This window comes from Pseudomonas alcaligenes (genome assembly GCF_041729615.1).
Taxonomy (GTDB): Bacteria; Pseudomonadota; Gammaproteobacteria; order Pseudomonadales; family Pseudomonadaceae; genus Aquipseudomonas; species Aquipseudomonas alcaligenes_B.
The window spans coordinates 386179-403163 of sequence record NZ_CP154874.1; the positions used below are offsets into that span (position 1 = coordinate 386179).

The following is a 16985-nucleotide window of genomic DNA, read 5'->3' on the forward strand; positions in this document are numbered from 1 at the left end:
GCGGCGACAGGAACAGGCCCGGCGATGCCGGGCTTTTTCATTGAGCCTTACAATGGACGCTCCATAGCCCCGAAGAAGCCCATGAGTCTCTGTCGCCTTCACCCGCTGCCCTACCAGGCCGACCCCGCTGCCTATTTCGCCCTGGTGCGTCAGGCACCGGGCGCGGTGCTGCTGGACGCCGGCCGCCCGCAGGCCGAACGTGGCCGCTATGACCTGCTCAGCGCCTGGCCGCGAGCCAGCTACTCTCCGCACCCTGGGGAAAGCGGCGAAGCCTTCTTCCAGCGGCTGCGCGGCGGGCTGGCGGATCTGGGCCATGCCGATGCGCCGGACAGCTGCGAGCTGCCCTTCACCGGCGGCCTGATCGGCTACCTGGCCTATGACTTCGGTCGCCGCCTGGAGCGACTGCCGAGCCAGGCAATCGACGACCTGGCGCTGCCCGATGCCCGCTTCGGCCTCTACGCCTGGGCCCTGATCAGCGACCATCATCGGCAAACCAGCCAGCTGGTGTTCCACCCACAGCTGGCGCAGAGCGAATGCGCGCGCCTGATCCAGCTGTTCGAGACCGCCAGCCCGGCACCTAGCCAACCCTTTTCCCTGCGGCGCCCCTTCCACCCCGACCTCGATAAGGACGCTTATCGAAACGCCATCGAGCGTATCCAAGCCTATATCCAGGCCGGCGACTGCTACCAGGTCAACTTCGCCCAGCGCTTCCAGGCGCCTTGCCAGGGCGACGCCTGGAGTGCCTACCAGGCACTGCGGGCGGCCTGCCCGACGCCTTTCGCCGGCTTCCAGGCGCTGGAGGACGGCGGCGCCATCCTCAGCCTGTCACCGGAGCGCTTCATCCAGGTCAGCCGTGGACGGGTGGAAACCCGGCCGATCAAGGGCACCCGGGCTCGTGGCGCCACGCCAGGCGAGGACGCGGCCAATGCCACTGAGCTGCAGGCCAGCGCCAAGGACCGCGCCGAAAACCTGATGATCGTCGACCTGCTGCGCAACGACCTGGGACGCAGCTGCCGCGTCGGTTCGGTCAGGGTACCGCAGCTGTTCGCCCTGGAGAGCTATCCCAACGTGCATCACCTGGTCAGCGCCGTGACCGGCGAACTGGCCGCGGACAAGGACGCGCTGGACCTGATCGCCGGCAGCTTCCCCGGCGGTTCCATCACTGGCGCGCCGAAGATCCGCGCCATGCAGATCATCGACGAACTGGAGCCGACCCGCCGCGCCCTGTACTGCGGCTCCCTGCTCTATCTCGACGTGCGCGGCGAACTGGACAGCTCCATCGCCATCCGCAGCCTGTTGGTCAAGGATGGCATGGTCAGCTGCTGGGGTGGCGGCGGCATAGTGGCCGACTCCGACTGGCAGGCCGAGTACCAGGAGTCCATCACCAAGGTGAAGGTGCTGCTGCAGACGCTGGAGGCGCTCTGAGCGCCCATGAAAAAGGCCCGCAAATGCGGGCCTTTTTCATTGAGCTGAACCTTACAGGCTGAGCTGGCGATTGGACGCCTTGAGAAACTCGCGCTTGAGGTCCTCGTAGGTGTGCACCGCCGGGAACTGCGGGAACTCGCGGATCACGTTGTCCGGGGCGTGGAACAGGATGCCGGCGTGAGCCTCGCTGAGCATGGTGGTGTCGTTGTACGAATCGCCGGCGGCGATCACGCGGTAGTACAGGCTCTTGAAGGCGATCACCGACTGGCGCTTGGGGTCCTTCTGGCGCAGCTGATAGCTCACCACCCGATCGGTCTCGTCGGTGATCAGTCTGTGGCACAGCAGGGTCGGAAAGCCCAGCTGACGCATCAGCGGCTGGGAGAACTCGTAGAAGGTGTCGGAGAGGATCACCACCTGGAAACGCTCGCGCAGCCAGTCGACGAACTCCACTGCGCCCTCCAGCGGCTCGAGGGTGGCGATCACTTCCTGGATGTCGCGCAGCTTTAGGCCGTGCTCGTCGAGGATGCGCAGACGCTGCTGCATCAGCACGTCGTAGTCAGGAATGTCGCGAGTGGTGGCCTTGAGCGCGTCGATGCCGGTTTTTTCGGCGAAGGCGATCCAGATTTCCGGAACCAGTACACCTTCGAGGTCGAGGCAGGCGATTTCCACGGGAGACTCCTAACGGGCTGAATGAAGGAAGCCGGCACTCTAGCGATTCACCGGACAGGGTGCAACGCGATGCTTATACCTGAATACCTCAGTTACTCTCTGATTTGGTTATTTAGGCGCATAACGGCTTTCTTGCTAAGATCCCCGCCACAGAGCGCCCGAGCGCCGACCACCAGGAAGCCAGCCCGATGAGCCAGAACTTCAACGTTGCCGAACTGGCAGCGGCCTATGCCAACAAATCCCCCCAGGAAATCCTCAAGCTCGCCTTCGAACACTTCGGCGACGAGCTGTGGATTTCCTTCAGTGGCGCCGAGGATGTGGTGCTGCTGGACATGGCCTGGAAGATCAACAAGCAGGTCAAGGTCTTCACCCTCGACACCGGCCGGCTCCACCCGGAGACCTATCGCTTCATCGAGCAGGTGCGCGAGCACTATGGCATCGCCATCGAGGTGATGAGCCCGGACGCCGAGAAACTGGAGGCCCTGGTGCGCGCCAAGGGACTGTTCAGCTTCTACAAGGACGGCCACGGCGAGTGCTGCGGCATCCGCAAGATCGAACCGCTCAAGCGCAAGCTGGCCAGCGTCAGGGCCTGGGCCACCGGCCAACGTCGCGACCAGAGCCCCGGTACCCGCAGCCAGGTATCCGTGCTGGAACTGGACGCGGCCTTCTCCTCGCCGGAAAAACCGCTGTACAAGTTCAACCCGCTGGCGCAAATGAGCAGCGAGGAAGTCTGGGCCTATATCCGCATGCTCGAGCTGCCCTACAACAGCCTGCACGAGCGCGGTTTCATAAGCATCGGCTGCGAGCCCTGCACCCGCCCCGTGCTACCCAACCAGCACGAGCGCGAGGGGCGCTGGTGGTGGGAGGAGGAAACCCAGAAGGAATGCGGCCTGCACGCCGGCAACGTGATTGCCAGAGCCTGAATGAAAAAGCCCGGCACATGCCGGGCTTTTTTTTCGTCAGCCGTCTCAGTGGACGGGCAGCTCGACCCCTTCGAACAGCTCGTCGAGCTCGGCCTTGGTGTGGCACTGCACCGCCTTGGCCAGCACATCGCGGGTCAGGTGCGGCGCGAACTTCTCGATGAAGTCGCACATGAATCCGCGCAGGAAGGTGCCCCGGCGGAAGCCGATCTTGGTCACGCTGGGCTCGAACAGCTCGCTGGCGTCCAGCACCACCAGGTTGCTGTCGAGCTTGGCGTCCACCGCCATGCGCGCGACTATGCCGACCCCCAGCCCCAGGCGCACATAAGTCTTGATCACGTCGGCATCGGCCGCGGTGAACACCACCTTGGGCGTCAGCCCGCGATGGCTGAAGGCCTCGTCCAGCTTGGAGCGCCCGGTGAAGCCAAACACGTAGGTGACGATCGGGTGCTCGGCCAGGGCCTCCAGGGTCAGCTTGGGCAGCTTGGTCAGGGGATGGCCCTGCGGCACGATCACGCAGCGGTTCCAGCGATAGCAGGGCATCATCACCAGGTCGCCGAACAGTTCCAGCGCCTCAGTGGCAATGGCGAAGTCGACGGTGCCGTCGGATGCCATCTCGGCGATCTGCATCGGCGTGCCCTGGTGCATGTGCAAGGCCACTTCTGGGTATTGCTTGATGAAGCCACTGATCACCGCAGGCAGGGCATAGCGCGCCTGGGTGTGGGTGGTGGCGATGGACAGGGTGCCCTTCTTCTCGTTGGAGAACTCCTGGGCGATCTGTTTGATACTTTCGACCTTGCGCAGGATTTCGCCGGCGGTGGTGATGATGCGCTCGCCGGCCGGGGTGACGCGGGTCAGGTGCTTGCCACTGCGGGCGAACACCTCGACGCCCAGCTCGTCCTCCAGCAGGCGGATCTGCTTGCTGATGCCGGGCTGCGAGGTATAGAGGCTCTGCGCCGTGGCGGAAACGTTCAGATCATGGTGCGCCACTTCCCAGATGTAGCGCAGCTGCTGCAGCTTCATAGAATCCCCTCAAAGCAGATAGACGCCGCCTGAATTTGCCAGCTCAGCGATATAACCATATTAGCGGTTTAGTCTTTAAAACTAGACGATTTTTCGAGCTGTGCATGCCGTTCGTCTAGCCATTGGCGATAAGCCCCATCAGCGGTGCTGCAACATGGGCACCAGATAGACCGGCGTCTCGGACAGCTGCAGCAGGCGCGCTGCCGTGCGCCCCAGCGGGATATCGTGGTGAGCACCATGACTGTGGCTGCCCACGACCAGCAGATCGACCCCGAGCTTGCGCGCCTCGTCGAGAATCACCTGGGGCGGGTCGCCCTGCCCCACGCGCACGCTGCGGATGATCTGCATGTCCTGCTGCGCCTCGCCCATCTCGTCGCGAAAGCCCTCCAGCACGCGCTGCTCGATGCTGCCCATCACGGTGGTCAGCCCCTTGCTGCGCAGCTCCTGCAGGGTCTTCTCGTCCAGATAGGTCTGCAGCACCGACTCGGCGAACAGCCCCAGCGGTTCCACCGCATGCACCACATGGAGTTCGGCCCGGAAGGCCCGGGCCAGCGCCAGGGCATGCTGCAGCACATAGGGGGCATAGAGTCCCAGGTCGGTGGCGTAGAGTATCGAACGCAGCATGCGGCCTCCCTGACTTCCTGCTAGCGGCCCTGTTCTGAGCTTAGCAGCGCTGGGCAAGTCGCCTAGGGCTGCAGTTCGTTGCTCACCCCGTGCGGCACATGGCCGGTGGCGACCACGTCGCGGGCGCGCTCGCAGTGACCGGTCTGGTCGTCGAAGAACACGTCGGCGGCGAAGGCCTCGAGGAAGGCCGACTTGTCCAGACCGCCGAGGAACAGCGACTCGTCCAGGCGGATATCCCACTCGCGCAGGGTGCGGATCACCCGCTCGTGGGCCGGCGCCGAACGGGCGGTGACCAGCGCCGTGCGGATCGGGCAGGTTTCCTCGGGGAACTCGCGCTGCAGTCGATTCAGGGCGGACAGGAACGGCTTGAACGGACCGCCGCCAAGCAGCTCGCGGGCCGAATCCTTTTCGTGCCGCTGGAAGGCCTCCAGCCCTCCCTGCTGGTAGACCCGCTCGGACTCGTCGGAGAACAGCACGGCATCGCCATCGAAGGCGATGCGCAGCTCGGTACTGGCGGCACGCCGCGGCCCGCCGGAGAGGATGGTGGCGGCAGCGAAGCCGGCCTCCAGGGCACTGCGCACATCCTCGGCATGGGTGGAGAGGAACAGGTGGCTGCCGAAGGCGGCCAGGTAGGGATAGGGGCTACGCCCGCCGACAAAGGCCGCGCGGGAGATGCCGAGGCCATGATGGGCAATCGAGTTGAACACCCGCAGGCCGGTGTCGGCGCTGTTGCGCGACACCAGGATCACCTCGACCCGGGCCTGGCCGAGGTTGCCATTGAGGCTCAGCAGCTTCTCCACCAGGGGAAAGGCATCGCCCGGGGTGAGAATCTCGTCCTCGTGATCGATCTGGTACTGCCGGTAGGCCTCGACACCCTCGTTCTCGTAGATGCGGTGGCTCTCACGCAGGTCGAACAACGCCCGCGAGGAGATCGCCAGCACCAGCTTGTCACCCAGTCCCTTGCCCATAGTCGCCTCGGTTGGCCTCGAGAAAGCGCAGCGCCTGATGCAACAGGCGCATTTTCGGCAGTTCGCAGCCTGCCGCCGCTGCGGCCGCCAGAGGTGCGGCGTAGATGGCCTGTAGCTCCAGCGGACGCTTGTGTCGGAAATCATGGTACATGCTGGGCATATAGTCCGGCATGCGCTCGGTCGCCGCCAACAGCTGCTGCGCATAGCCATCCGGCAACGCGTGGCCGCAGGCGGCAGCCCCCTGCATCACCTCCTGCATCAGTGCAAGGATCAGCGCCCGGCTGTCGTCACTGGCCATCAACCGTGTGGTGCTGGCATTCAACAGCACGGACAGGCCGTTGTAGGGCACGTTCCACACCAGCTTCTGCCAGCGGGCCTGCTGCAGATCGGCCATGGCCGTGGATTCGACGCCGGCTGAGCGGAACAGCCGGGCGCCCTCCTCGACCAGCTCCTGGCGCTCTTGCGCCGAAACCGCAGGGCCGGAGTGGTAGCCCAGGTTCACCGCGCCCAGGGCCTGGTGTTCGACCACCCCCGGGGCAGCACGATGGACGCAGATGAAGCAGAGCCCGCCGAGCAGGTGCAAAGAATCCGGCAGCAGCGGGCGCAGCGCTTGCTCCACCGCCAGGCCGTTCTGCAACAGCACCACCTTGGCCCCAGAGGCAGCGGCCTGGGCGATGAGCGGCGCCATTTCGGCATTGCTGGTGGTCTTGGCCCCCACCAGCAGCCAGTCGCAGGGCGGCATCTCGGCGGCACTATGCCAGGCCTGCACCGGGTGCAGGTGCAAACGGCCATGCACGGCGCTATCGATTTGCAATCCTTGCTCCCGCACTGCCGGGTACTCGCTGCGCAGCAGGAAATGCACGTCATGCCCCGCCTTGGCCAGCATCAGGCCGTAGAAACCGCCGATGGCACCGGTGCCGATGATGCCAATGCGCGGGCGTTGCTGATCCGGCATCAGGGAAGCTCCTCGGGATCACGGCGTAGGGCCTGCAGCAGTGCGGCTGCCAGCTCGGGCAGGCGCAGCGGGGTGTGCAGTGCGCCAAGAAACTGGCCATCGCGGATCAGAAACAGGCTGGGCAGGTGGAAGACGCCGTAGCGCTCGACCAGACCGCCATTGTGGCCGGCATCCACCCAGCACAGGCGCTCGACAGCCAGCGGCATCGCGGGCAACTCGCGGCGCGCCCAGCGGCAACTGGCACAGCCCATGCTAGTGAATATGAGCAAGGAGCGGCCCGCCAGGTCCAGCAACCGGCGGTCGGCATCCAGGTCGGTCAGTTCCAGACTGGGGACTATACTGTTCATGACTGATGTCAAAGGGATGGCATCCGGAGTAGTCGAAATGCGTCGTTTTCTGCGTCACCCGAGCGACATGCCGGTGGAGCTGGTCCAGCGCAAGCACGCCTTTCTGCCGAAACAGAGGCTGAACAATATCAGCCTGGGTGGGGTCGCGTGCAATTGCAGCAAGGGTTTCCGCAAGGGCACCGCCGTCGAGCTGCGCATCCCCCTGCTCGGCGAGCAGGCCCGTTATCCGGGCGTGGTGGCCTGGTGTCGCAGGCAGCTGGACAATTACCTGGTCGGCATCGCCTTCATCGACGAGGACACCCTGTTTCGCGCCCGCATGGTCGAGCAGGTCTGCCAGATTGAGCACTATCGCCACCAGCGCGAGGAGGAGCTGGGCAGGCCACTGGAGGTGGAAACCATCGCCCGCGAATGGATCACCCTGCACGCCGCCGAGTTCCCCAGCACGCAAATCCACTAGCACCGGCGAGTTTCGGCCATTGTCTAGACGGCCTGGAACGCGTTAAGGTTCCTGTCCCCCGCTGCGCCCCATGATTCCGCCTGAAGAGGCGCTCGGCTCCCGTGACCTGACGAGTACCACGATGGCTGATTTACCGATTGACGATCTCAACGTTTCATCCAATGAAACCCTGATCACCCCGGCGCAGCTCAAGCGCGAAATCCCCCTCACCGAAGCCGCCCAGCGCACCGTCGCCCATGGCCGCCAGGTGATCCGCGACATTCTCGACGGCAAGGATCACCGCCTGTTCGTGGTGGTCGGCCCCTGCTCCATCCACGACATCAAGGCCGCCCACGAATACGCCGAGCGCCTCAAGGTGCTGGCTGCCGAGGTGTCCGACAGCCTGTTCCTGGTGATGCGCGTGTACTTCGAGAAGCCGCGCACCACCGTGGGCTGGAAAGGCCTGATCAACGACCCCTACCTGGACGACTCGTTCAAGATCCAGGACGGTCTGCACATCGGTCGCCAGCTGCTGCGCGACCTGGCCGAGATGGGCCTGCCGACCGCCACCGAGGCGCTCGACCCGATCTCCCCGCAGTACCTGCAGGACCTGATCAGCTGGTCGGCCATCGGCGCGCGCACCACCGAATCCCAGACCCACCGCGAGATGGCCTCGGGTCTGTCCTCCGCCGTGGGCTTCAAGAACGGCACCGACGGCGGCCTGACCGTGGCGATCAACGCCCTGCAATCGGTATCCAGCCCGCACCGTTTCCTCGGCATCAACCAGGAAGGCGGCGTCTCCATCGTCACCACCAAGGGCAATGCCTACGGCCATGTGGTGCTGCGCGGCGGCAACGGCAAGCCGAACTACGACTCGGTCAGCGTGGCCATCTGCGAACAGGAACTGAGCAAGGCCAAGATCCGCCCGAACATCATGGTCGACTGCAGCCACGCCAACTCCAACAAGGACCCGGCCCTGCAGCCGCTGGTCATGGAGAACGTCGCCAATCAGATCCTCGAGGGCAACAACTCGATCGTCGGCCTGATGGTGGAGAGCCACCTGGGCTGGGGCAACCAGGCGATTCCGAAGGACCTCAGCGATCTCAAGTACGGCGTCTCCATCACCGATGCCTGCATTGACTGGGACACCACCGAGAAGACCCTGCGCAGCATGCATGCCAAGCTCAAGGACGTGCTGCCCAAGCGCCAGCGCGGCTGATCCGCGGCAGAAACGAAAACGCCGGGCAATGCCCGGCGTTTTTCTGTGCGCCTGCGCTCAGTGCTTGAGCTGCTGGCGCTGGCGGCGCTCCAGATAGCGCTCCACATAGGAGCAGGACGGAATGACCGTGTAGCCCATGGCCTCGGCATACTCCAGCGCCTGCTGGGTCAGTGCCGCCGCGATACCACGCCCGCGCAGAGCGTTGGGCACGAAGGTCCGATAGATGTCGAGCGTCTGCTTGCCCAGATCCATGTAGGCCAGATAGGCGCGGTGGCCGTCGATGACAGCCTCGAACTGATGACCCGCCTGGTCATGGTGGATGGACAACCCCTCGCTCATTTCATCTCCTCGTCAGGTTCTAGAGCAGAACCCTTACCTTATCGATCTTTTTCAGACGAAGAAACATCTCGGCAGATCCCGAACCGAATTGCACGCTCAGGAAGGCCCTGCCGTTCTCCACCTTGTGCAGCACCCCCTGATAGTAGGTGCCGTCATGCGTAATGAACTGTAGCCGCTTGCCTGCGTGACCGGGTAGGCTCGCCACACTGACGAACTCGTATCGCGGCCCCACATCTTCCTGCTCTTGCTCTTGCGCACGCACCAGCTCGTCCGGCTCAGGTGCAGCGACCGCCTGGGGATCGACCCAGGAAAACGCCAGAGGTTCCACCGCCTGCTGATTGATCAGCAGCACCGGACGCAGCATCGCGATCACGTCCTTGGGCTCGAAAAACTGCAAGCCGTTCCAGGCAACGCCCTCGGTCGGCAGAAGCTCCATGCGTAACGCCTGGGGATCGCGGTAGTACCCCTTGAGCGACTCCAGCAACGCCGGATCCAGGGCGATACGCTGTGCACGCAGCGCTCCATCCAGATGATCGACGGAAGTCTGCAGGTACTCCTCCGCCGACTGCCCAAGCTTGCCGGCGCAGTAATCGTTGACCTTGCGCTGATACTGGTTGTCATTGATCTCCAGGGTGATCGACGCAATCCGTGGTGGGTTCACCCGCAGGTCGCCCGGCTTCTCCGACATGTTAGCCAGGGCAAAGCTGACGCGATAGTCGCCCATGTCGCGGGTGTCGGCATTCAGGGTGAAGGTCAACTTCTGCGCGCCGGGCTGGAACAGGTAGGAGAACTGGCCATCGGTTTCCAGGGTGCGATAGCCCATTTCCAGCAACTCATCGACACCGATCTGCCTGGAGCTGCCGCAGGCGACACTGCTGATGGCCGCCTGCAGGTCCGGCTGCTGCGGAGCCTGGTGGATCATTTCCATGAACGGGCCATGCACATCCAGTTCGAACCCACGGATGTTGACGGCCATCTGTTCGGGGAACTTGCCCTGCTCCAGGCGTTCCTTGAAGGACAGCAGATCCCTGAGCCCCTTGAACTGCAGTTCGGCATGGGCAATGCGGAACTGATCGCGAAACATGGGGATGTCCACCCGGATACCCTCGATGCCGACCCGGCCATCGAAGGATGAGGTGATGCCCTCGTAGCTCATCCGCATCATCGGCGCCATCTGTTCGATCGCCTCGTTCATGATGGAACGCACCGAGAGCCACAATGAGACCTTGATCAACACGGCCACGGCCAAAACGGCCAACAGACCCCACTTGATGAGTTTCGACATCCGTACTTCCTTGAACTGCCCGGGAATTGCATCCTGCCGGATACGACAACACTGATCTTAACAACTGCCCGGACGCCAGACCATGCATCCGATATGCACTGCCGTTCCACATGAAGTGTCGCGCCAGAGGCTCTTTGAAAGAGCGAACTGTATGTTTTTTAAACAAAAAAGAGTCAAACTTGAACAGACCGAAAAAATTTTTGCTTCGCTTGCCTCAGGTCGGTTTACTTACTAAAAGTAATGGGTAGTATGTAGCCCGGCTAATTTCCCACGCTCGGGAAATTGCTTTTCATGGAAAGTCCACCTTAAGGGGAACACGATGAACAACGTTCTGAAATTCTCTGCTCTGGCCCTGGCCGCCGTTCTGGCTACCGGTTGCAGCAGCATGTCCAAAGAAACCGAAGCCCGTCTGACCGCTACCGAAGACGCCGCTGCCCGCGCTCAGGCTCGTGCTGACGAAGCCTACCGCAAGGCTGACGAAGCTCTGGCTGCTGCTCAGAAGGCTCAGCAGACCGCTGACGAAGCCAACGAGCGCGCTCTGCGCATGCTGGAAAAAGCCAGCCGCAAGTAATACTTGCCGAGGCTTTGAAGAAGCCGACCCGGTTCGCCGGGTCGGCTTTTTTAATGCCCGCGATTATTGCGCACAACAAAAAGCCCGCGAGGCTCTCGCCTGGCGGGCTTCCGCAATGAGCCGGTCAGATTTCCAGCGGCACGCTGTCCTGGCTGGCCACGGCCTCCTGGGGCTGGGCGATCTCGATCGGCATGCCGTCCTCGGAAGCCACCACCTCACGCACCATTTCCCAGTCCAGACGCATGCTGGCGCCGAGCTGCTCGTTCTTCAGCAGGGCGTTGATCACCGCGGCATGCTTGTCCACCACGGACGGCTCCTCGCTGTCGCTCAGGGGCGCATGCGCCTCCAGGTAAACCTTGCCGCCACTCACGCCGAACTTGTAGGGCTCATTGATGATGCGCACCTTGGTGCCCACCGGCGCCATCTTGGCCAGTTCCAGCACGTTGTGGTTGAGCATGCGGAAGCAGCCGTGACTGACTCGCATGCCGATGCCGAACTTCTTGTTCGAACCATGGATGAGGTAGCCCGGCGTGCCCAGGTTGAACTTGAACGGGCCCAGCGGATTGTCCGGCCCCGGCGGCACGTAGGCCGGCAGCGGATCGCCGTCGGCGGCATGCTCGGCCCGGATCGAAGCCGGCGGAGTCCAGCCCGGGTTCGGCGTCTTGCCGGTGATGGTGGTGGTGGCGATGGGCGAGCCCCAGCCTTCGCGGCCGATACCCAGCGGGAAGGTGTGCACCACGTTCTGCCCTTTCGGGAAGTAGTACATGCGGTATTCGGCCAGGTTGATGACGATACCTTCGCGCGGCCCCGGCGGCAGGATGTAGCGGGTCGGCAGGATGATTTCGGCACCCTCGCCCGGCAGCCAGGGATCGACGCCCGGGTTGGCGGCGACCATCTCCAGATATCCCAGATCGTTGGCGGTTCCCAGGTCGGCGAACGTATCCTCGTACTTGGCCTTGATCACCTGGATCTGACCGACGATGTCTTCGCCGGGGGGCGGCAGAGGGAGTTCGAGGGCGGCGACGGGGCCGGCCACGATCAGGCTGGCGAGGCTCAGGGAACGGGCGAGCGGCAACATCCTTAAATCCTTGGCAAGAATGGCTGATGGAAAGACTCGGGATTGTACACCGACACCCCGCGAGCCGGGAGGGTTCAGGCGTCGGGCCACAGGAGCCGTTCGCCGCGCTTGTGCGCCTCGAGGGCGCCCTTGCAGGACGGACACAGGCGCTTGTCACGCAGGCCGTCACGATCCACGTCGCGCATCACCGGCAGTGCCGGCAGCAATCCGCCGCACAGGGTGCGATCGGCGAAACCGCCCAGTTCCAGCTGGCGCGCCACCAGATGTACCCGCGCCTCGCGGCAGGCGAACAGGTCGAGCTGCTCGTCGGGCACGATCAGTTGGTAGGCGTATAGGGACCAGGCAGGACGCGGCATTCAGGGCTCCGGGGCGGGGCCGCCACGATAGCCGAAAGCCGCCACTCGGGGAAGGCTCAGAGCAACGGCTGCAGGGTCGGCCAGACGTTGTCCAGCATCAGCGACTGAGCCGCGGCCGTGGGGTGAATGCCGTCGGACTGCATCATCCCGGCCACCCCGCCGACACCCTCGAGAAAGAAGGGCACCAGCGCCACCTTCTTATCCATCGCCAGATCGGCATAGACCTGGGCAAAGGCCTGGGTGTAACGCTGGCCGTAGTTGGGTGGCAGGCGCATGCCCAGCAACAACACCCCGGCACCGGCCGCGCGGGAGGCATCCACCATGCGCGCAAGATTCTGTTGCAATTGCGCGGGCGACTGGCCACGCAGGCCATCGTTGCCGCCCAGCTCGATGATCACCAGCTGCGGTCGATGCTGCGCAAGCAGCGCCGGCAGCCGTGCGGCGCCGCCTGCGCTGGTGTCGCCGCTGATCGAGGCGTTCACCACCCGGTGCTCGAAACCGCCCTCCTGCAGGCGCTGTTGCAACAGGGCGACCCAGCCCTGGCGGGTATCCAGGCCGAAAGCGGCGCTGATACTATCCCCGACCACCAGTACGGTGCCGGCCAGTGCGCCTTGTGCCCACAGCAGCAGGGTCAGCGCACCGCTCATCCACAATGCACGCATCGGACTCTCCATGAGCGCAAGCATTCTATCTGCGCGGCACCTTATCAAAGTGGTTCCCAGCACGGAAGGCGAGCTGGCCATCCTCCACGACCTGTCCTTCGACCTGGAGCGCGGCGACAGCCTGGCCATCGTCGGCAGCTCGGGTTCGGGCAAGTCGACCCTGCTCGGCCTGCTGGCCGGCCTCGACCTGCCCAGCGCCGGCGCGGTCGAGCTGGCCGGCCACCCCTTGCAGACCCTCGACGAAGACAGCCGCGCGCGGGTGCGTGCCGAGCATGTCGGCTTCGTGTTCCAGTCCTTCCAGTTGCTGGACAACCTCAACGCGCTGGAGAACGTCATGCTGCCGCTGGAGCTGGAAGGCCGCGGCGATGCCCGCCAGCGTGCCGCCTCGCTGCTGGAACGGGTCGGCCTGGGCCAGCGCTTCGGCCACTATCCTCGGCAACTATCCGGCGGCGAGCAGCAGCGCGTGGCCATCGCGCGCGCCTTCGCTGCCGAGCCGGCGATCCTGTTCGCCGACGAGCCGACCGGCAACCTCGACAGCCACACCGGCGAGCGCATCAGCGACCTGTTGTTCGAGCTCAACCAGGAGCGCGGCACCACGCTGGTGCTGGTCACCCATGACGAGCGTCTGGCCCATCGCTGCCGGCGCCTGATCCGCCTGGAAGCCGGGCGCCTGGTCGACAGCGTGGAGCCCTGATCGATGTTTGCCCGCCTGTTCGTCCTGGCCTGGCGCCAACTGCTGCGCGACGCCCGCGCCGGCGAGTTGCGCGTGCTGTTTTTCGCCCTGCTGGTGGCGGTGGCCGCCAGCACCGCCATCGGCTACTTCGGCGCCCGCCTCAATGGTGCCATGCTGCTGCGAGCCACCGAATTCCTCGGCGCCGACCTGGTCCTCAATGGCAGCGCACCGGCGACGCCGGAGCAGGTGGAGAGCGGGCGACGCCTGGGCCTGGAGCTCGCCCGGGTGGTCGAATTCTCCAGCGTGATCGCCGGCGACCAGGGCATCCAGCTGGCCAGCGTCAAGGCCGCCGGCGATGGCTACCCGCTGCGCGGCGAGCTGAAGAGCGCGGCGCAACCCTATGCGGCGGAGGAAAGCGGTCCCGGCCCGCGCCCGGGCGAGGCCTGGGCCGAAGCGCGGCTGTTCGCTGCACTGAACCTCGAAGTCGGTGACCGTATCGAGGTCGGCAACCTGAGCCTGCGGCTGACCCGCGTGCTGACCCACGAGCCGGATCGCGCCGGCGACTTCTACAGCCTCACCCCGCGCGTGCTGATGCACCTGGACGACCTGGATGCCACCGGCGTGGTGCAACCGGGCAGCCGGGTGCGCTACCGCGAGCTGTGGCGCGGCGATGGCGAGGCGCTAGCCCGCTACCGGCAGACGGTGGAACAGACGCTGGCCGCCCATCAGCGCCTGGAGGATGCCCGCGACGGCAACCGGCAGATCGGTGGCGCCCTGGGCCGCGCCGAACGCTACCTGAACCTGGCCAGCCTGGCCGCCGTGCTGCTCGCCGGCGTCGCCGTTGCCCTCTCCGCCGCACGCTTCGCGGCGCGCCGCTTCGATGCCAGCGCCCTGCTGCGCTGCCTGGGCCTGTCGCGGCGCGAGGCCCTCGGGCTGTTCGCCCTGCAACTGGCCATGCTCGGCCTGCTTGCCAGCCTGCTCGGCGCCCTGCTCGGCTGGATCTGCCAACTGGTGCTGTTCAAGTTGCTGCAGGGCTTGCTGCCACCGGGCGTGCCGCCGGGCGGGCTGCTGTCGGCGCTGGCGGGGATCGCCACCGGCCTGGTGGCCCTGGCCGGCTTCGCCCTGCCGCCGCTGGCCGCCCTCGGCCGCGTGCCGCCGCTGCGGGTACTGCGCCGCGACCTGCTGCCGGTGCCGCCCAGCTCCTGGCTGGTGTACGGCGCCGCCCTGCTGGCGCTGGGCCTGATCATGTGGCGCCTGAGCCTGGACCTGAAGCTGACCCTCGGCCTGCTCGGCGGCGGCCTGCTCGCCACCCTGCTGCTGGGCGGCGCCCTGCTGCTCGGCCTCAACGCCCTGCGCCGCCTGCTGGCCCGTGCCGCCCTGCCCTGGCGCCTCGGCCTCGGCCAACTGCTGCGCCATCCGTTGGCGGCCGCCGGCCAGTCGCTGGCCTTCGGCCTGATCCTGCTGGCCATGGCGCTGATCGCCCTGCTGCGTGGCGAACTGCTCGACACCTGGCAGGAGCAGCTCCCCGAGCAGGCGCCCAACCATTTCGCCCTCAACGTGCTGCCGGCCGAGAAGGATGCCTTCGCCGCCCGCCTCGCCGAGCTGTCGCCACAACCGGCGCCGCTCTACCCGATAGTCGCCGGGCGCCTGACGCTGATCAACGGCGAACCGGTTAAGTCCATCGTCAGCAAGGACAGCCAGGGCGAGCGTGCCATCCAGCGCGACCTCAGCCTGACCTGGGCCGCCGAGCTGCCAGAGGGCAACCAGTTGCTGGCCGGCCAGTGGTGGCAGGCCGGCACGCCCGGCGGACTGCCCGGCGTTTCGGTAGAGTCCAAGCTGGCCGAGAGCCTCGGCCTGCAACTTGGCGACCGCCTGACCTTCAGCGTGGGCGGCCTCGAGCGCGAGACCAGGGTCGCCAGCCTGCGCGAGGTGGACTGGGACAGCTTCCAGCCGAACTTCTACATGATCTTCGAACCCCAGACCCTCCAGGACCTGCCCGCCACCTACCTGACCAGCTTCTACCTGCCGCCGCACAGCGAGCGGCAGCTGGTGGAGCTGTCGCGCCAGTTCCCGGCCGTCACCCTGCTGCAGGTCGAGGCGCTGCTGGAGCAGCTGCGCAGCATCATGGCCCAGGTCAGCCTGGCGGTGGAGTACGTGCTGCTGTTCGTTCTCGCCGCCGGCCTGGCGGTGCTGTTCGCCGGGCTGCAGGCGACCCTCGACGAACGCCTGCGCCAGGGTGCCCTGCTGCGCGCCCTGGGCGCCGAGCGCCGCCTGTTGCTGCGCGCCCGTCGTGCCGAGTTCGGCCTGCTCGGCGCCGGCAGTGGGCTGCTGGCGGCGCTCGGCTGCGAGCTGGTCAGCTTCCTGCTTTATCGCTATGCGCTGGAGCTGCAATGGCAGCCGCACCCCTGGCTGCTGCTGTTGCCGCTGATCGGCGCCCTGCTGGTCGGCAGCGCCGGCGTCTGGGGCACGCGCAGGGCGCTGAACGCCTCGCCGCTGACGGTGCTGCGCGAAGTCTGAGCTTGTAGAATCGCCCGACCTCAATACTTCACGAGCATCATGAGCCGTTATCGACCGCCCCGCACCGCCGGCACCCCGCTGATCACCCCCGAAGGCGAGGCGCGCCTGCGCGCCGAACTGCACGAGCTGTGGCACGTGCGCCGGCCCCAGGTGACCCAGGCGGTCAGCGAGGCCGCCGCCCTTGGCGACCGTTCGGAAAATGCCGAGTACATCTACGGCAAGAAGATGCTGCGCGAGATCGACAGCCGCGTGCGCTTCCTCACCAAGCGCCTGGAAAACCTCAAGGTGGTCGACGCCCGTCCGGCCGACCCGGGCAAGGTCTACTTCGGCGCCTGGGTGACCCTGGAGGACGAGGATGGCGGCGAGTCGCGCTACCGCATCGTCGGCCCCGACGAACTGGATCTCAAGCAGGGACTGATCAGCATCGATTCGCCGCTGGCCCGCGCTCTGGTGGGCAAGGCGCTGGATGCCGAAGTGCGCGTGCACACGCCCGGCGGCGAGCAGGCGTTCTACATCACCGCCATCGACTACCCGGATTTCAGCGCAGGCTGATCAACCCCTGGCGGGCCACACGCACCAGTTCTCCGATCAGCGCGCCGCTCACCGGGCGCGCCTCGGCGCCGACCACCACCAGATCGAAGGCATCGGCAGGCAGGCGCGCCAGCTCCTGCGCCTCGGCGCCGGAGAAGCGGATCAGGAAGTTGCGGGCGCCCGGCCAGTGCTTGGGCCAGCCTTCCAGGCCCTTGAGCAGGCGCGCCTGATGACTGCCGACCAGCAACACATGCGGGTGGCGATTGACCGTCGTACGCGGCAGGGGGGAAAAATGCAGATGGGTGCGTGGGCAACTCATGGGTGCAGTCTCGGCCTCATAGTCCCGCCGGACTGCGGTGGGAGGCGACACCGGCCAGCGCTTTAGCG

The 16985-nt window shown here is 65.7% G+C and carries 20 protein-coding genes; 8 read left to right on the plus strand and 12 right to left on the minus strand.

Annotation, left to right across the window (positions count from 1 at the left end; genetic code table 11):
- The first annotated feature begins 81 nt into the window (after window positions 1-81).
- The gene (gene pabB / locus AAG092_RS01825; RefSeq protein WP_373388298.1) at window positions 82-1425 is read left to right on the plus strand and encodes an aminodeoxychorismate synthase component I; all 1344 of its coding nucleotides are present in this window, start codon (window positions 82-84) and stop codon (window positions 1423-1425) included.
- 51 nt (window positions 1426-1476) lie between these two features.
- Here pabB and thrH read toward each other — a convergent pair whose 3' ends face one another.
- Window positions 1477-2094 (minus strand): bifunctional phosphoserine phosphatase/homoserine phosphotransferase ThrH, encoded by a 618-nt coding sequence (gene thrH, locus AAG092_RS01830; protein ID WP_373388299.1) that lies wholly within the window; start codon window positions 2092-2094, stop codon window positions 1477-1479.
- A gap of 140 nt (window positions 2095-2234) precedes the next feature.
- On the opposite strand from thrH, the gene AAG092_RS01835 reads away from it, so the two are divergent.
- Window positions 2235-3017 (plus strand): phosphoadenylyl-sulfate reductase, encoded by a 783-nt coding sequence (locus tag AAG092_RS01835; RefSeq protein WP_258371557.1) that lies wholly within the window; start codon window positions 2235-2237, stop codon window positions 3015-3017.
- Window positions 3018-3062: 45 nt separating this feature from the next.
- On the opposite strand, the gene cysB is transcribed toward AAG092_RS01835, so the two are convergent.
- The 5 genes from cysB to AAG092_RS01860 all read right to left on the minus strand — a co-directional run bounded on the left by cysB (window position 3063) and on the right by AAG092_RS01860 (window position 6931).
- Complete coding sequence (gene cysB, locus AAG092_RS01840) at window positions 3063-4037, minus strand: HTH-type transcriptional regulator CysB (RefSeq protein WP_373388301.1); 975 nt, start codon at window positions 4035-4037, stop codon at window positions 3063-3065.
- A gap of 138 nt (window positions 4038-4175) precedes the next feature.
- Complete coding sequence (locus AAG092_RS01845) at window positions 4176-4661, minus strand: universal stress protein (RefSeq protein ID WP_373388302.1); 486 nt, start codon at window positions 4659-4661, stop codon at window positions 4176-4178.
- Between the two features lie 62 nt (window positions 4662-4723).
- Window positions 4724-5629 (minus strand): 5'-nucleotidase, encoded by a 906-nt coding sequence (locus AAG092_RS01850; RefSeq protein WP_110683170.1) that lies wholly within the window; start codon window positions 5627-5629, stop codon window positions 4724-4726.
- Entirely contained in the window at window positions 5610-6584 is a 975-nt protein-coding gene (locus AAG092_RS01855) for a putative 2-dehydropantoate 2-reductase (protein ID WP_373388303.1), read from the minus strand. The genes AAG092_RS01850 and AAG092_RS01855 overlap by 20 nt, the downstream gene beginning before the upstream one ends.
- Entirely contained in the window at window positions 6584-6931 is a 348-nt protein-coding gene (locus AAG092_RS01860; RefSeq protein ID WP_373388305.1) for a thioredoxin, read from the minus strand. The genes AAG092_RS01855 and AAG092_RS01860 overlap by 1 nt, the downstream gene beginning before the upstream one ends.
- Window positions 6932-6968: 37 nt before the next feature.
- On the opposite strand from AAG092_RS01860, the gene AAG092_RS01865 reads away from it, so the two are divergent.
- Together AAG092_RS01865 and AAG092_RS01870 are read left to right on the plus strand one after the other, a co-directional pair.
- Window positions 6969-7388, plus strand: coding sequence for a PilZ domain-containing protein (locus AAG092_RS01865; protein ID WP_373388307.1), 420 nt, complete (start codon window positions 6969-6971; stop codon window positions 7386-7388).
- A 121-nt stretch (window positions 7389-7509) separates the two neighbouring features.
- Complete coding sequence (locus AAG092_RS01870) at window positions 7510-8586, plus strand: 3-deoxy-7-phosphoheptulonate synthase (protein WP_373388308.1); 1077 nt, start codon at window positions 7510-7512, stop codon at window positions 8584-8586.
- Between the two features lie 57 nt (window positions 8587-8643).
- Here the strand turns inward: AAG092_RS01870 and AAG092_RS01875 are convergent, their stop codons facing one another.
- Together AAG092_RS01875 and AAG092_RS01880 are read right to left on the minus strand one after the other, a co-directional pair.
- Complete coding sequence (locus tag AAG092_RS01875) at window positions 8644-8925, minus strand: GNAT family N-acetyltransferase (protein ID WP_110683175.1); 282 nt, start codon at window positions 8923-8925, stop codon at window positions 8644-8646.
- Between the two features lie 19 nt (window positions 8926-8944).
- Window positions 8945-10210, minus strand: a complete 1266-nt coding sequence (locus AAG092_RS01880) for a hypothetical protein (RefSeq protein ID WP_373388309.1) — start codon at window positions 10208-10210, stop codon at window positions 8945-8947.
- A gap of 319 nt (window positions 10211-10529) precedes the next feature.
- Between AAG092_RS01880 and oprI the strand changes: the two genes are divergently transcribed.
- On the plus strand, window positions 10530-10781 hold the full coding sequence (oprI, locus tag AAG092_RS01885) for an outer membrane lipoprotei OprI (RefSeq protein ID WP_003239826.1): 252 nt from the start codon (window positions 10530-10532) through the stop codon (window positions 10779-10781).
- A 124-nt stretch (window positions 10782-10905) separates the two neighbouring features.
- On the opposite strand, the gene AAG092_RS01890 is transcribed toward oprI, so the two are convergent.
- The 3 genes from AAG092_RS01890 to AAG092_RS01900 form a co-directional block, all read right to left on the minus strand.
- Window positions 10906-11859, minus strand: coding sequence for a L,D-transpeptidase family protein (locus tag AAG092_RS01890; protein WP_373388312.1), 954 nt, complete (start codon window positions 11857-11859; stop codon window positions 10906-10908).
- Window positions 11860-11933: 74 nt separating this feature from the next.
- Entirely contained in the window at window positions 11934-12215 is a 282-nt protein-coding gene (locus tag AAG092_RS01895) for a hypothetical protein (RefSeq protein ID WP_110683178.1), read from the minus strand.
- 56 nt (window positions 12216-12271) lie between these two features.
- Window positions 12272-12877, minus strand: a complete 606-nt coding sequence (locus AAG092_RS01900; protein WP_373388313.1) for an arylesterase — start codon at window positions 12875-12877, stop codon at window positions 12272-12274.
- A 10-nt stretch (window positions 12878-12887) separates the two neighbouring features.
- Between AAG092_RS01900 and AAG092_RS01905 the strand changes: the two genes are divergently transcribed.
- The 3 genes from AAG092_RS01905 to greB are packed head-to-tail and all read left to right on the plus strand — an operon-like array spanning window position 12888 to window position 16619.
- On the plus strand, window positions 12888-13571 hold the full coding sequence (locus tag AAG092_RS01905) for an ABC transporter ATP-binding protein (RefSeq protein ID WP_373388314.1): 684 nt from the start codon (window positions 12888-12890) through the stop codon (window positions 13569-13571).
- A 3-nt stretch (window positions 13572-13574) separates the two neighbouring features.
- Window positions 13575-16067, plus strand: coding sequence for an ABC transporter permease (locus AAG092_RS01910; protein WP_373388316.1), 2493 nt, complete (start codon window positions 13575-13577; stop codon window positions 16065-16067).
- A 39-nt stretch (window positions 16068-16106) separates the two neighbouring features.
- Window positions 16107-16619: a transcription elongation factor GreB gene (gene greB / locus AAG092_RS01915; RefSeq protein ID WP_373388318.1), complete on the plus strand. Its 513-nt coding sequence runs from the start codon at window positions 16107-16109 to the stop codon at window positions 16617-16619.
- On the opposite strand, the gene AAG092_RS01920 is transcribed toward greB, so the two are convergent.
- The gene (locus AAG092_RS01920) at window positions 16606-16917 is read right to left on the minus strand and encodes a hypothetical protein (RefSeq protein WP_373388319.1); all 312 of its coding nucleotides are present in this window, start codon (window positions 16915-16917) and stop codon (window positions 16606-16608) included. The genes greB and AAG092_RS01920 overlap by 14 nt on opposite strands.
- Between the last annotated feature and the right edge of the window lie 68 nt (window positions 16918-16985).

What these genes read in the sequence shown, in the direction of transcription:
- pabB (WP_373388298.1), top strand. Translation starts at nt 82, where the DNA reads ATGAGTCTCTGTCGCCTTCACCCGCTGCCCTACCAGGCCGACCCCGCT.
- AAG092_RS01900 (WP_373388313.1), bottom strand. Translation starts at nt 12,877, where the DNA reads ATGCGTGCATTGTGGATGAGCGGTGCGCTGACCCTGCTGCTGTGGGCA.
- AAG092_RS01855 (WP_373388303.1), bottom strand. Translation starts at nt 6,584, where the DNA reads ATGCCGGATCAGCAACGCCCGCGCATTGGCATCATCGGCACCGGTGCC.
- AAG092_RS01890 (WP_373388312.1), bottom strand. Translation starts at nt 11,859, where the DNA reads ATGTTGCCGCTCGCCCGTTCCCTGAGCCTCGCCAGCCTGATCGTGGCC.
- AAG092_RS01880 (WP_373388309.1), bottom strand. Translation starts at nt 10,210, where the DNA reads ATGTCGAAACTCATCAAGTGGGGTCTGTTGGCCGTTTTGGCCGTGGCC.
- greB (WP_373388318.1), top strand. Translation starts at nt 16,107, where the DNA reads ATGAGCCGTTATCGACCGCCCCGCACCGCCGGCACCCCGCTGATCACC.
- AAG092_RS01895 (WP_110683178.1), bottom strand. Translation starts at nt 12,215, where the DNA reads ATGCCGCGTCCTGCCTGGTCCCTATACGCCTACCAACTGATCGTGCCC.
- AAG092_RS01870 (WP_373388308.1), top strand. Translation starts at nt 7,510, where the DNA reads ATGGCTGATTTACCGATTGACGATCTCAACGTTTCATCCAATGAAACC.
- AAG092_RS01905 (WP_373388314.1), top strand. Translation starts at nt 12,888, where the DNA reads ATGAGCGCAAGCATTCTATCTGCGCGGCACCTTATCAAAGTGGTTCCC.
- AAG092_RS01875 (WP_110683175.1), bottom strand. Translation starts at nt 8,925, where the DNA reads ATGAGCGAGGGGTTGTCCATCCACCATGACCAGGCGGGTCATCAGTTC.
- AAG092_RS01845 (WP_373388302.1), bottom strand. Translation starts at nt 4,661, where the DNA reads ATGCTGCGTTCGATACTCTACGCCACCGACCTGGGACTCTATGCCCCC.
- oprI (WP_003239826.1), top strand. Translation starts at nt 10,530, where the DNA reads ATGAACAACGTTCTGAAATTCTCTGCTCTGGCCCTGGCCGCCGTTCTG.
- AAG092_RS01850 (WP_110683170.1), bottom strand. Translation starts at nt 5,629, where the DNA reads ATGGGCAAGGGACTGGGTGACAAGCTGGTGCTGGCGATCTCCTCGCGG.
- AAG092_RS01910 (WP_373388316.1), top strand. Translation starts at nt 13,575, where the DNA reads ATGTTTGCCCGCCTGTTCGTCCTGGCCTGGCGCCAACTGCTGCGCGAC.
- AAG092_RS01860 (WP_373388305.1), bottom strand. Translation starts at nt 6,931, where the DNA reads ATGAACAGTATAGTCCCCAGTCTGGAACTGACCGACCTGGATGCCGAC.
- AAG092_RS01865 (WP_373388307.1), top strand. Translation starts at nt 6,969, where the DNA reads ATGCGTCGTTTTCTGCGTCACCCGAGCGACATGCCGGTGGAGCTGGTC.
- cysB (WP_373388301.1), bottom strand. Translation starts at nt 4,037, where the DNA reads ATGAAGCTGCAGCAGCTGCGCTACATCTGGGAAGTGGCGCACCATGAT.
- AAG092_RS01920 (WP_373388319.1), bottom strand. Translation starts at nt 16,917, where the DNA reads ATGAGTTGCCCACGCACCCATCTGCATTTTTCCCCCCTGCCGCGTACG.